Annotated in this window: 12 protein-coding genes; 1 reads left to right on the plus strand and 11 read right to left on the minus strand. The window is 62.0% G+C overall.

Annotation, left to right across the window (positions count from 1 at the left end; all coding sequences use genetic code 11):
- Positions 1-24 precede the first annotated feature (24 nt).
- From AC1D08_RS25390 to AC1D08_RS25440, 11 genes are all read right to left on the minus strand, one after another.
- Positions 25-435, minus strand: a complete 411-nt coding sequence (locus AC1D08_RS25390) for a hypothetical protein (RefSeq protein WP_477424327.1) — start codon at positions 433-435, stop codon at positions 25-27.
- A gap of 430 nt (positions 436-865) precedes the next feature.
- The gene (locus AC1D08_RS25395) at positions 866-2,443 is read right to left on the minus strand and encodes an alpha/beta hydrolase family protein (RefSeq protein WP_457155044.1); all 1,578 of its coding nucleotides are present in this window, start codon (positions 2,441-2,443) and stop codon (positions 866-868) included.
- 9 nt (positions 2,444-2,452) lie between these two features.
- A complete protein-coding gene (locus AC1D08_RS25400; protein WP_477225663.1) occupies positions 2,453-4,390 on the minus strand; it encodes a RiPP maturation radical SAM C-methyltransferase in 1,938 nt (645 codons plus the stop codon).
- The gene (locus AC1D08_RS25405; protein ID WP_457152877.1) at positions 4,374-4,946 is read right to left on the minus strand and encodes a hypothetical protein; all 573 of its coding nucleotides are present in this window, start codon (positions 4,944-4,946) and stop codon (positions 4,374-4,376) included. The genes AC1D08_RS25400 and AC1D08_RS25405 overlap by 17 nt, the downstream gene beginning before the upstream one ends.
- A gap of 73 nt (positions 4,947-5,019) precedes the next feature.
- A complete protein-coding gene (locus AC1D08_RS25410; RefSeq protein ID WP_095080443.1) occupies positions 5,020-5,565 on the minus strand; it encodes a hypothetical protein in 546 nt (181 codons plus the stop codon).
- Positions 5,558-6,643, minus strand: a complete 1,086-nt coding sequence (locus AC1D08_RS25415; RefSeq protein WP_095080445.1) for a radical SAM protein — start codon at positions 6,641-6,643, stop codon at positions 5,558-5,560. The genes AC1D08_RS25410 and AC1D08_RS25415 overlap by 8 nt, the downstream gene beginning before the upstream one ends.
- The gene (locus AC1D08_RS25420; protein ID WP_457152876.1) at positions 6,640-7,683 is read right to left on the minus strand and encodes a hypothetical protein; all 1,044 of its coding nucleotides are present in this window, start codon (positions 7,681-7,683) and stop codon (positions 6,640-6,642) included. The genes AC1D08_RS25415 and AC1D08_RS25420 overlap by 4 nt, the downstream gene beginning before the upstream one ends.
- 176 nt (positions 7,684-7,859) lie before the next feature.
- The gene (locus AC1D08_RS25425; protein WP_477424330.1) at positions 7,860-9,071 is read right to left on the minus strand and encodes a radical SAM/SPASM domain-containing protein; all 1,212 of its coding nucleotides are present in this window, start codon (positions 9,069-9,071) and stop codon (positions 7,860-7,862) included.
- On the minus strand, positions 9,068-10,414 hold the full coding sequence (locus tag AC1D08_RS25430; protein WP_095080450.1) for a radical SAM/SPASM domain-containing protein: 1,347 nt from the start codon (positions 10,412-10,414) through the stop codon (positions 9,068-9,070). Before AC1D08_RS25430 ends, AC1D08_RS25425 begins: the two co-directional genes overlap by 4 nt.
- Positions 10,415-10,426: 12 nt before the next feature.
- Positions 10,427-10,972, minus strand: coding sequence for a hypothetical protein (locus AC1D08_RS25435; protein ID WP_457152875.1), 546 nt, complete (start codon positions 10,970-10,972; stop codon positions 10,427-10,429).
- A 42-nt stretch (positions 10,973-11,014) separates the two neighbouring features.
- Positions 11,015-11,728, minus strand: a complete 714-nt coding sequence (locus tag AC1D08_RS25440) for a hypothetical protein (RefSeq protein WP_457152874.1) — start codon at positions 11,726-11,728, stop codon at positions 11,015-11,017.
- Positions 11,729-11,899: 171 nt separating this feature from the next.
- Between AC1D08_RS25440 and AC1D08_RS25445 the strand changes: the two genes are divergently transcribed.
- The gene (locus tag AC1D08_RS25445) at positions 11,900-12,523 is read left to right on the plus strand and encodes an SdpI family protein (protein WP_477424378.1); all 624 of its coding nucleotides are present in this window, start codon (positions 11,900-11,902) and stop codon (positions 12,521-12,523) included.
- Positions 12,524-12,526: the final 3 nt, after the last annotated feature.

Below are 12,526 nucleotides of genomic sequence, written 5' to 3' on the forward strand. Positions count from 1 at the left end.
ATGCCGACCCCAAACAGAGCAATGTCATTCGTCGGATTTGCCGCTCGCCAGTGTCTGCAGGTCGGCCAGGTAGTCCGAAAAATTCGCGCGTGCCTTTTGCTGAGCTTCGTCGTATGCGGACGCCAACTGCTCGCCCAAGTCCTTCATGGTCTGCCCGACGCTGTTCTGATGCTTGCTCATCGCTTGCCCGTACTGGCGCGCGTGATCGAGCCAAGCAGACGCGGCGCGCTGTTGCGCGTCGTCCCCGTTGCCTGCCTCGCTCAACGCCCGCTGCCACGAGGCCATGATTTGTTGGAGTTGATCACGGGCCGGGACTTCGGCCTCTTCCAGCTGCTGGCGGCTGCGGCCGTAGAGTTCCTGCGCGCGCGCTGCATATTGCTGCGCCACCTCAAACCCTTTCAGGCAGTAGTTCGAATAGGCATTTTCAGCACTCATGGCGAGCTCCCGCGATCGTGGGCCCTCTGACGGCTCAGGCGCAGAACGTCGCTTGGAAGCGACTTCGTCGGACGCGCGACTTCTACGTCGGACCATGCCGGCCCTCCCGAAAAAACTAGTCGGAGGTAGCGTTGCCGAACGGTCTCGTCTGTCGCTTCCAAGACAAACAGACTCCTGATCGGCCTCCAAATCGGACGGCTTCACTACGCTCTAGCGGCTCGCATCTGCGCCGCACAAGCAACTTAAAGTTTGCAACGCCCATCGTCAACAGATTTATTTTAATCTGTATTATTAAAATAAAATTGTTATAGAAAGAAATACTGCAAAAAATTTTCTATAAGCGCCATGACCGAGGTCAGGTGCCGATAATTGCTATATATCGTCGAACGCATCGCCAGAATGTATTTGGCAAAGCGTGACGCAATCGGCGTCAACGTCGCGGTTTGGGTGCACTGGCAGCAAGTCCGGCAATCCACCCAGCAACGGCTGCGAGATACTCCGGGTTCGGTGGCAGATCCTGGCGGTAACGCTCCGGCGTCGACATTTCGGGCTCGAGCCGGAATAGATGGTCGGCGTTGTGGATTTCCTTGTATGTGGAGCGGACATTGTGGCTGCGGGCGGCGCGGTGCAGCGCTTTGGCATCACGGTCTGCCGATGTCTGAATGTCTTTGTCGCCGTGCAAGATCAGCATCGGACAGCGGACGGCTCCAACCGCTGCGCGTGGATCGGTTTCGAGAACGGCCGGATCGGTGAGCGGTCTCAGGCCCCCGAGCCGCAGTTCCGCGCCATCTGTCCTTGCTTCCCGGTCGAGCCACTGCCGTAGTGCCGCGTCTCGCTTGCCGGCCTCTTCTTCCGACACGTGCAGGCGTGCGCTCTCGCGTGCATTCTGTTCCATCAGGATATCGCGCAACGGCCTGCCCGGGGGGGCAAGCAGGATCAGGCCGGCCGGCGCCAGGGCCGGGTCGGTCGACAACAGCTGCAGGATCACAAGGGCGCCCAGGCTATGACCGGCTGCGAAAAGATGCAGGGCATCGATGTCGGCGCGCGCGGCGAGCCAGCGCCAGGCGGCGGCGGCATCGGCCAGCCGCGTCGCGCCCAAGGGGCGGTCGGCCTTGCCGAATCCGGTTTTGCCTGCTCCGCGCGCATCTATCGCCAGGCTGGCTACGCCGACTTGCGCGAGCGCATCCATCGTCTCGAGTGTCTTCAGGCGCATGCCGGGCGCACCGCCCCAGCGGGTGATGGAGCCCGATCCATTCAGGAACAGGCAGGCCGGACTAGGCCCGGCGGGTTTGCGTCCGTGCACGAACAGGCTGTGCAGCGTGATATCCTCGCTTTCGATCGTAACTTCTTCGCGGTCGATGCCAGGGGGAGGCGGTGGTGGTTCGATGCTTTCCTCGGCGCCGCGAAGGGTCTCAATCGGCGCCGCGTGGAACACCGGCGTGCCCGCCCGCCCGATAAGCGTTCCCTTCTCGTCCATTCCCACGGCGGAGACCAGGGCGCCACTGGCGCTCATGTTGAGCCGTATGCCGATCGACGTCTCCCAGTCCAGCGCTCCGGCGGGCGCGACGTCGAAGTCGCGCACTGCCAGCGCTTCGGGTGAAAAGTAGTGAAGTTTGCGCGGACCTTCATCGCGATCGAGCGCGGCAAGACAGCGCGAAAGCTGAAGAAGTAAATTCTGTTGAAGCACGAGGTCGGGTGCGACAGTCAGCGCCAACTCATGCTCGTTGCCGTCGCGCAAGGTCAGGAGCGCACGGTTCTGACCGAAAACGGCGCGGTGAAGCACGGCGCCGGATGAAAACAGCGAATAGGTCGCAACCTTGCCGTCGTCACCGATTTCAATGACTGCCGCTTCTTGAACAGGCTTGGGTCCGCCAACCTTCTCGGCGTGCGTGGTCCAGTGATATTCGTCGACGGTCGACGCTACCCGCCGCCGCGCCTGTTCGACGAAGAGTTCGCCGCGAAGCAAAATTTGGAAACCCTCCATGAGAGGCAAATCGATTGGCTTCATTGCACCGGCTCAGGTCACCGCCGCTTCGTCTTGTCGGGCAAAGCGCATCGATGGCGCCGCCATATCCACGTGCTCGGCATCCTGGCTCGTGTCGGCGGCAACTTGGATCGCCAGCGCAAGGTAGAGATCGTCCTCCTGGAGAACGAGGTCGTTTTGGATGAAGCCTTGCACCGTTTTGGCCACGGTTTCCTCGTCCCATGCGCGATCGGGCGCAACGCCGCGCAAATTGGCGGTGAGAGAAGCAATGGATTGAATGCTGTCGAGGCCGAGATAGACGAGCCGATCGTCCCCGACCAATATGTAAGGGCGAACCGGGTGATCCGGCCGCAGGTCGATGATGGTAACCAGATCGGTGCCGACGATAGCGCTCAGCGCGGCGTGCCGGTGCTCCTGCTTCCAGTCCTGCGCCTCGCGCCAGGCGCGATTGATCCCCTCCAGCGTCTGCGCGTCGGTGGTCCCGCGGTAGGTGAAGAAATAGGCGATGCGCGCCCGTGCACCTGGTGAAACGCCCGGGTAGCAAAGGTCATAGGATGGGTATGGCTTGATGTCGGAAAGCCCGAAATCGTCCGGCCGGTCGAACATCGGCGAGAATCGGTCCAGCCGAAACGCAGCGAAGGACGACGGCGGGGTCAGGTGACGTATCGACCGCATGAAACGGATGGCTTCCTCATAGTCCTCCGGCCGTTCCCCAGGAAAGCCGCAGAGAACGTTCCAGGTGACCAGCATCTTGTGCTGGCGGACCCATTTCAAGGTCTGCACATTCTGGATGCCGCGAATGCCCTTGTCCATGAGCTTGAGCACATGCGTGTTCAGGTGCTCGATTCCGGGCTGCATCCAGGTCGTTCCCAGGCGTCTGAGAACCCCGATCTGGTCCTTCTTGAGGTTTGCCTTGGTCTCGTAGAACAGCTGCAGCTTGGTGCCGTCCTCCACCAGGGACGGAAACACCGTCGCGAAGTAGCGCATGTCGACAATGTTGTCGGTTGCGAAAAAGGTATGAATCCCCGTGCTGTCCCGCAGATGGCGGAACTCGGCCAGCGCGCGGTCCGCCGACTTTGCTCGGTAGCCGATACCGAGGCCGTTGAGGCCGCAAAAGGTGCAGTGGTGCTTTTCGCCCCACCAGCATCCGCGCGAGGTTTCGATGGTTAGCTCCGGTTCGATGAATTGCGGCGCCGTGGACCGCTCGAACGCGGCGAGGAAATCGCTGTGATCGGGGAAGGGGAGGCTGTCCATGTAGCGGACCGCAGCTTGTGGCACGAGGCTCTCGACGGTTTCGCCTCCCGCGCCACGATAGACGAGGCCGCCAATGGTTGACATGTCCGAACCTTTGCGAACGGCCTCGATCAACTGCGGAAAACTCGTATCGGACTCGCCGCGGCAGACCGCATCGATGAAGCTGAAGCTGCGATGCAGTTCAAGCCCCATCTCACCCTCGCAATTGGCGCCGCCGAACACGACATGCAGGTTTGGCGCGCGCGCCTTGAGCGCCTTGGCCATGGCAAGGCTCGCGAGGTTCTGCTGAAAGGTGCTCGAGAAACCGACAATGTCGACGTCTTGAAGGTCGATCGTTTCCGCCAGAGCGTCGATGTACTGGGGAGCCTGCTCCCGTGCATAGCGGATCTGGCCCAGGAAGGCGTTGGGGTAGTAATCGCCCGGCGTGGTCCTGGCATATCTATCGAAGGCCTCGTCGGGTAGCGCGTCGTGTCTCCAAAGTGCGCGGCTGAACACCCATTCCCCCGGCAGGTCGTGCGTCGGAGCGCTTTGCGCGATCCGCTGATAGAGCGGAAAGCCGATGCGGTCGGCAAAGCGGTGATTGGCGTAGAATACGTCGCATGCAATGCCTTGCTGTCGCAGACGCGCGGCAAACAGGCTTACGCCCAGCGCCGGCCTTTCGATCGGCAGGAACGGCATCACGCACAGCAGCACTTTCGAATTAGCGGCCTTTCGCATTGGCGGCCTCCGAGGCTTGCTGTGTTCGCCGATCCAGTTCGGCGAGGCGGACTTCCAGCCGCGACAGGCTCGCCAACCGGCTCTCCAGAACCGAAATGCGCGCGGCGAGAGGCTCGATCGCCTTGCCAACCGTGCTTCCAGACTTGAAGGAACCGGTGACGGCGATCGCCGTCACCGCAACCGCCACTGCCACGGCTTCGGCAATGATCGCCACGTCGACGTCGACATAGGCAAACGCCCCGGCGAGATCGGTCGGGTTGGCGATGCCGACTTCAGGATGATGCGCAAGGATGTACTCGCGCAGCCGGTCGAGTTCCCCGCGGCTATGCAGCTCGACCACCTGAGGGTCGAAGAACAGCCGGATGATCGCCTTCTCGCGGTCGCCAAGCGCAATCGTCTGGTCGGCGTCCACGCCATAGGTCCGCAACAATGTTCCGGGATGATCGCAGAAACTGTCGAGCACTCTGCGATCGGCAGCGATGTCGTCGCGCAGCCGGGCCAGCCCGACCGGTGGAGGTGCCGTCACAAATTCCCGCAACAGTTCCCTTTGCCGCATACCAGCCCTCCGGTGTCCACACGGACGAAGACACGGGGGTGAACGCTATGGGCGTTCACCCGGTGATGCCGCGTCAGCGAATGCGCTGCTCGAGACGGGTGACCTTCGCATCGAGCTTGTCGACAAGATTGACCCGAGCCTCGAGCGCCGCCACCTTGGCGCTGAGAATTCCCGCCTCGGCCTCGATCGTTGCCAGCTTGGAAAACCTGTCGGCTGCGCCCGCCACAACGATCGCCGCGACGGCCACCGCAACGGCGACGACCTCGACCTCGATAGCCACGTCGAAGTCCGCGACCGCCACTGCGTGGGTGTCGCCGGGATTGGTGATCACGATTTCCCTGTACTTGTCCGTGATGTGGGCGCGCAGGTCGTCGATCTTGCCGCTGTTGTACAATTCGATGACGCGAGGATCGGAGAACATCCGGATCATCGCCTTTTCACGGTCGCCGAGCTTGATATCGCCACTCACCGCAAGGCCGTGATCCTTCAGCACCGCTGACGGTTTGTCGACGAATTTCTCAAGCAGGCTCGGGTCGGACGCAAGTCTTTCTGACAGGTTCCTGACTTTTTCCGGAGGGTTATCGCTGACGAGTTTTCTGATGAGATCGCTATCATGCATGGTCTATGGCCTCCTGCCGGGATGAGGCGATTGGCGTATGCCGGGTGGACTGGTCCGGCCATTCTGCCTCGGGTTTTTGATGAGCCAGCCGATAACGGTAAAGGACGTCGTCGCGCCGCTCGCGCCAATGGTGGGCAAGCACGTCGCGCACCAATGCATCGTCATAGAGCGCGCGGCATGCGTCACAGTGATGATTGAAACGGTTCTCCCAGTCGATGCGTGGATCGATCGTGGAAGCCCAGGCGAGTATGTGCTCCGGCCCCTCTACCGCGAGCCATATCTTCAGGAAATCATTGCCGGCGGCTTCCGCGAGTTCCACGAGCGTTGCGTCTTGAAGCGATCCGATCTGCATTTCGGGAATCTGTTCGCGCGTCAAACCGCAGCAGGCGCCGACCTCGCCGCGCGGATTGACCACCATCGTGTCCAGCACGCTTTCACAGGGCGCGCGGCGGTGAATGTTCAGGTGGTTGGTCAGGCTGGCGGGGCCATGCCGCACGGAATCGCGATCCTCCATCGCCATCCAGGGACTGTCGAACACAATGAGGTTGGGATGGTCGCGGATCGCTGCCATCTCCGGATGAGAGAGCAGTCCCTGGGCATGAAAAGTCCGGTCCATTTCGCGTTCCACCACGACAACGGCATTCATGCCGAGCCTGATCGCTGCGGCTGCGCCATAGGCGATGCGCTCGACCGGTACGAACTGCTGATGGTGGTCGCCGGTGCTCAAGTTGATTTCACGCAGGCCAGCCCTGTAGAGCGGCTCGAGGCGTGCGTGCGCGGCTTGCACCGACTTCGCCCAGTAGCCGTTGGTGACACACCGGCTGGCGAGCCCTCGCTCGGTGCAGCGCGCAACCGCCACGACAAGCTCATCTTCCAGCATGAAGCATTCCCCGCCGGAGAAGACCACAAGCTTCATCGACGGCATCTCCGCCGCCTGCTCAATGGCATCGAGCATGCGCCACAACGGCAGTTTCTCCGCGATCCCGGGATGCGACGCGAAGCAGCAGTTCTCGCAGGCGGCCGTGCATTGGTAGGACGTCAGCAAGGTCAGCGTGGTTGGTTTCCTGCCGGCGTTCATGCGTTGCCCTCCCGCATTTGTCTGATGACCGGGTCGAACATTGCGAAATAGGCCGGCTGTGCCTCGGACGCGCCAGCTATCACCAGGGCGATGCGCGCTATCAGCGGACCTGCCTCGAGCACGGTCTGGTCGGACGACTCGCCGGCCCAGCGCCCGCGCGCGCTCGGCCGTGTCGGAATTGCCGGGTTTGCATCGGGCTGCAGCATGTGGGCAAGGCCGGCCGGAATCAGCACGTCGCGAATTCCGGCCTGGGTGCGGCAAACCTCGGACATCACCGCCTTCCATGGCGCGCTGTAGAGCGCCAGCATCATCAACGCGTCGGCGATATCCAGGCGGTCCAGTCCGTCGACTGCCGTCCGCGCTTCATCCGCCACCTGAGCTGGCTCACAATTCAGCATTTCGGCGACCGCCTCATTGGCGAACACCGTGGCGAGCAATGCCTCGAGACGGCAGCGCCGGTCGACAATGCTCCAGAACAGCCGCTGAGCAAGCGGCCGGCGCGGGGTGGGAAATCCTATGCAAAGCAGCCGCCGGACATGGTGCCGCTCGCTTTTTTCGATCGCATCCAACGCATCAAGCGGCGCCTCGACCGCATTGAGGACGGCGCGATCGCTAAGGAGACAGGATACGAGCCGAGAGACCGAATGGCGGGCAGGGATTAGCGTATCCTCGTCGGCCCCGACATCGATGATCAGCGGTTGGCGCCCCGGCTTTCTTTTCAGTTGCAGATTGATCCGCTCGCGCCCACCCGCGGCAAGCATGATCTCCATCTCCACCGTTTCGTGCCGCGGGCTCGCAACATGCAGTCTGAACTTGCCGGGCGGCAAAGCCCTGAACAGCAAACCGTCGAAGGCGCGGGCGTAGCGAAGGATGCGCCATGTGCGTCCGCTGTCGAGATGGGTCAGTACCGGGAACATGTTTCCTTGCGGAAGCCGTCCGTCTTCGTCGCGTATTTCCAGCTCAAGACAGCACGCGACGGTCGACGACGTCGCTTGGTCAACTGGAGAAAGCATACTCATGGGACGCCGCTCCTGCCGCATCGATATAACCACCGATGCTCCGAAAATCCGTCCTGGCCACAGAATTACACCCGCACTAAGAAATACCGACTAATAGATTCGAGATATATCTGTTGTGTATACAAATATAAATGCCGCACCGACTAAATATCAGCGCAGGTTTCAGCATTTTTCAAGATTTTTTTATTATATGTTACTCATATTACATTTTCAAGCGATCCAGTTGAAATTTTCATATCTTCCGGCGCGCCAGGCAGTCGCCGGCCGGTGTCGAAAAAGCCGGCCGCGATCACGCCTTCCTCGTCACGCTCCGCCAGCTCCGACCGCTTCGGTTCGCTCTCGGCCGAGATTTCATCCTTCTCGAGAAATCGCTTGAGCAGCCAATGATCGAGGCGTGCATCGACTTCCTTCGCGCACAAGCCTTTCGTGGCCGCGACGCAGACGTCGCAAATCGAGGCGTAGCCGTCAGGGTCGGAGGAGCGATCTGGGCTCATTTCCGCAATCGCCTCATGGAGTGCGCGCGGACCGAACTGATTTATGAACCGGAAATGCGTCCGCGTTTGCATCGCGTCAAACAGATCCGCGAGCGAACGCTCACGCACGTTGCCGACCGTGAAGCTCGCGATCTTGCCGCCGGCACAGCAGCACGCCTGAAAACTGCCGTCGGGGTAGATGACCGGTCGGTTCACCACTTCTTGGCAAGGCGTATACGTGTAGGTGGCGAGATCCGAGCGGTAGTGCTCTTCGGGGTATTCGGCGGCGCGTCCGAGGCCGACAAGCCTGCCAAACGAGAGGTTCACCATCTGGGTCAATTCGGGCGGCACGGTATCGGTAGCCACCTGCCTGATGAACTCGTCCTCGTCGAAGAGGCGGATCTTCTCGGTGGGGATGCCGTAAAGTTGCGAGAACAGGGCGACAGGATCGCCCGGCATATTGAGGACCGTGTTGACGATGACCGGAAAGCCTGCTTCCCAGGCGATCTCGATTGCGCGACGGAAAACCTCGGCCGGAAGGAATTCCAGGTGAAATTTGTCGGCACTGAAATTGAGGGAATCAAGCCCGGCGAGCTGCAGCCGGTAGAGAAGGCGCCGGCCGGTGGCTTGATTGCGACCCCAAAAACCGTTGGTGATCACGCGTGTCGCAAATCCCAGCTGGTTGGCCACGCCAAGCAGGCGCTCCAGGTGGTGCGGGTACATCATCGGCTCGCCGCCGGTGAAGACGATCGTCGACGGCCTGGGATCGAGTGAGGCTGCCTCGGTGATGCAGCGCTCCGCCAATTCCATGGCCATGCTGTCGAAATTGTCCGGGCCGGAAAGGATGCCGCAATGGCGGCAGGCGATCGGGCAACGGTGCGTGAACATGATTCCCAGTTCGAGCGGGCGTTGAACGTCTGTGCCGGGTGCATTCATGGCGCGGCCTCCCGGTGACGGGGCTGCGCCGTCTTTGCCGTCGCCGCCCGCAGCCCGGCGTTCGACCAGACACCGCTGCCGGCCGCGCCCAAGAGCGTCGCGAGCGCGGCAAGCTCCTCGAGCCCGCCTTGATCGCCTTCCTCGCCATCCAACGGCTCCTCGATGATCTCGAAGCGGCCGTAGTCGAACGGCACGCCGGGGGCACGCTCGACCAGACGGATCCGTTCGCGCAGGCCCTGGCCCGCGAGCGTCAGTGCCCGGTGGTGGCAGAACGGGTTGTTCCCGGGACGCCCGAACAGCGCATGTGCCGTCCATGTGCAGCCCGCCTTGCAGCGATCGGCGTGTTCGCAGGTGGCGCAGAACCCCCACAGATCGGAGCGCGTCCTTGCGCCGAGGCCGCGTATACGCTCACTCGACCGCCACATGTCCTCGATAGAGCTGGTGCGCACCGAGCCCGCACCATAGTCGGCGCTCGGCAAGGAGGGACAGCCCTTCAATGTGCCATCGGCTTCAAGGCCCAGCGCAGCCTGGCCCGCGAGGCAACCGCTCCATGTATGCCCGTCGGCGCCGCCGTAGCGCAGATAGGGCTCGTGCGGACCGAAATAGCCGATGTTGTTGCCAGGGAAGAGCTGGACGCCGCCCGGCTCCAGCACCGTCCGCTTGAGCCTTGCGAGCAGCGGCATCACGTTGAGCATATCGTAGGGCTGCAGCAGCAGGTCCGGACGGTCTGCCGCGCGGCCGAGAGCGACCGTCAGCTGCACTTGCCAGGCGCTCGCGCCGATCTCGACCAACAGGTCGGCAAGCGCCGGCAATTCCGGCAGGCTAAGCCGGTTGATCTGGGTGTTGACGCTGAGGCCGATCCGGCCGGTGGCCATGATCCGTCTTGCTGCGTCGAGTGCTGCTTCGTAGCTGCCGATGCGGCCGCGAAGGTGGTCGTGCGTCGCGCCGATGCCGTCGATCGACACGCCGATCCGCCTGATGCCGGCCGCGAGCGCTTCCTGGATGCGGAAATCATCGAAGCGATATCCGCCGGTCACCATGGTGCAGGCCATTCCAGCCTTGGTGACGGCGCTGGCGATGTCGACCCAGTCATCCCGCAAATAGGCCTCGCCGCCGATCAAAGTGACCTCGCGAACGCCAAGCGCCGCAAGCTGCTTCACGGTGTCGAGCGCCTCCTCGAGCGTCAGCTCGCCAGGGCGTTCGGCGCCTGCCCGCGAACCGCAATGCCGGCATCCGAGATCGCACTTCAGCGTGATTTCCCAGACGCAGACGCGTGGTGGCTCGGACGGCCCGGACCACCAGCGCACGGTCTTCGTCGGATCACCATCGTAGACGTCAAGCATTGGGGCGCACCATCACTTCACACGAGCGAGAAAGGCGGCGAGCATGTCGGCGTTCACGCCCTCGATGGCAACGCCATCCGGCCCGACGATGGAGAAGCTGAGCTTCTCCTTGGGAAAGCGAGCCAGTTCGCGCAGTGACCTCAACTGCTCGACCGATGTCATGGCCAATGATCCGGCGGCCGCCACCTGCGTAGATGAGGACGTCACCACGGAGACGCCGTAGATGACCACCGCCGAGGCAACCGACACGTCGATCCCGGGTTTGCCGCCCGCGGCTGCCGAACCCTTCCAACCGATCACGCCGAACCGCTCCCACAACTCCCCGGCCGTCAACGTCTCCGGCTTGGCCCGTGCGAACTCGTCTTGCCACTCTCGCCCCGAAAACACGTGTTCGAGTTTCTTCAGCAGATCCCGTTCGTCGATGCGGTCGGGAAGCGCCAGCACGTCGGGGTTCAGCCCCTCTTCGGACAACACGTGCTTGGGCGATTGGACAAAGCGGTGGCGAAAGTCCTTGTCCTTGCGCAACCGGTTGATGAAACTCGCCGCTTCGGTTCCCATGACAAGCTCCTTGTACTTCGCATGCTTGCGGGGTCGGGCCGCTCAGCGCAGGCGGCCGACCAGCGCCTTGATCGCTTCGATGCCGAGGCCGTGCAGTGATCTCCCGTCCGGTCCGCTCACCGCAAAACTGAGGGCCCTTGCTGGCAGCCGGGTCAGTTTGCGCAACCGGCCGAGACGCGCCAACTCCACATCCGTGCGGGCTGCGCTGCCCTGCGCCGTAACAAGGGATATGACGGAGGTGGTTGCCGTCGTACCGTAGATGATGCTCGTCGCTGGGATCGACGGCGACGCAAGATCATAGTTGACGCGGATGAAATTGAACCTGTCCCAAAGTTCCTGTGCCGATGCATGCCTCAGTGTGGCCGCATCCGGCGGAACGGAGGATATTTGCGCGTCGATACGCCGTTCCAGCGCGTCGAAATCGATCTTGGAAGGCAGGTCAAGGAGGTCTGGATCGAGCCCGCTCGCGCGAAGAACGCCGCGCGGATCATCGGCGAATGCCTGCCGGAACGCTTTGTCCCTGTGGAGCTTCTTTATGAAATCTGCATAAGGCGACACCATAGGTTCCCCCCTACGCTGAGCGCGTTGGCCATGCCTCTCGAATGTGACAATCGTCAGTTTGCCAGCGTAATATTGTTTCCAAATTCGCGGCGGAAACTTAAAGATTACTACCCTATCGCCAGTTTTCAGGCAAGAAAAGTACGTTATTTTACCGTTGCTAATGTGAGTTAAGAAAGGGTTTACAATCAAGCTCACAATCGAATGCGAGGCCGTGTTTGGCCATGCCGTTGATCCTGACGCCGATTCGGGGCAGCATTCCTTTGCGGTAGCGCGAGCGGACGCGGCGCTGCGAACCGGCCGCCTGAACTGGCAAATGGTCGAACAGGGAGACCTCTCATTCACCGAAGGCTGATAGCGCTCATTGTGATGGTACTGAGCGGCATCGTCGCGGCACTCTTCACGTCGCCGGATGCACGCATTGCGGTTCACTGGTCGGCGTCGGGCGAAGCGGACGTCTTTGCGGGCCGCTGGATCGCATTGCTTGGTGCGCCGGTGCTGCTCGCCGTGCTGTGGATGGTCCTGCGCCTGTGGCCGGGGCGGCAGGTCGAGAACAGGCAGGCATCCGGCGAACCCGCAAGAAGTTTTGCGCCGGACCATGCGTGGCTCATAGGCCTTTTGCTGCTCATCCTGCTGCAGGCCTTCTTGATTGCTTCGGCGCTTGGATTCCAGACGAACCGCCTTCGGCTGATGCCGATCATCCTCGGCGTGATCATGATCGTCGTCGGTGCTCGAATGCCGCTCCTGCAGCCCAACCGGTGGTTCGGTATCAGAACACCCTGGACCCTTGCGGATCGGGACGTCTGGACGAGAACTCACCGATTCGGCGGCCCCGTCTTTCGGGCGGCCGGGCTGCTCACCGTGTCGCTGCCTCTTTTCGGCTTGCCGGACGATCGTGTCGGCCCGGCGGTGCTGGCTATCCTGCTGACCGCAGCACTCATATGTGTGGCCTATTCGTGGTGGATATCCCGGCGCCAGAACGGGTCAGGGTGATAC

This window comes from Mesorhizobium sp. P2_E6 (genome assembly GCF_056403835.1).

Bases quoted from the DNA above. Each gene is read 5' to 3' on its own strand.
- AC1D08_RS25415 (WP_095080445.1), bottom strand. From the start codon at position 6,643: ATGAACGCCGGCAGGAAACCAACCACGCTGACCTTGCTGACGTCCTAC.
- AC1D08_RS25420 (WP_457152876.1), bottom strand. From the start codon at position 7,683: ATGCGGCAGGAGCGGCGTCCCATGAGTATGCTTTCTCCAGTTGACCAA.
- AC1D08_RS25395 (WP_457155044.1), bottom strand. From the start codon at position 2,443: ATGAAGCCAATCGATTTGCCTCTCATGGAGGGTTTCCAAATTTTGCTT.
- AC1D08_RS25425 (WP_477424330.1), bottom strand. From the start codon at position 9,071: ATGAATGCACCCGGCACAGACGTTCAACGCCCGCTCGAACTGGGAATC.
- AC1D08_RS25405 (WP_457152877.1), bottom strand. From the start codon at position 4,946: ATGCGGCAAAGGGAACTGTTGCGGGAATTTGTGACGGCACCTCCACCG.
- AC1D08_RS25430 (WP_095080450.1), bottom strand. From the start codon at position 10,414: ATGCTTGACGTCTACGATGGTGATCCGACGAAGACCGTGCGCTGGTGG.
- AC1D08_RS25390 (WP_477424327.1), bottom strand. From the start codon at position 435: ATGAGTGCTGAAAATGCCTATTCGAACTACTGCCTGAAAGGGTTTGAG.
- AC1D08_RS25435 (WP_457152875.1), bottom strand. From the start codon at position 10,972: ATGGGAACCGAAGCGGCGAGTTTCATCAACCGGTTGCGCAAGGACAAG.
- AC1D08_RS25445 (WP_477424378.1), top strand. From the start codon at position 11,900: ATGGTACTGAGCGGCATCGTCGCGGCACTCTTCACGTCGCCGGATGCA.
- AC1D08_RS25410 (WP_095080443.1), bottom strand. From the start codon at position 5,565: ATGCATGATAGCGATCTCATCAGAAAACTCGTCAGCGATAACCCTCCG.
- AC1D08_RS25400 (WP_477225663.1), bottom strand. From the start codon at position 4,390: ATGCGAAAGGCCGCTAATTCGAAAGTGCTGCTGTGCGTGATGCCGTTC.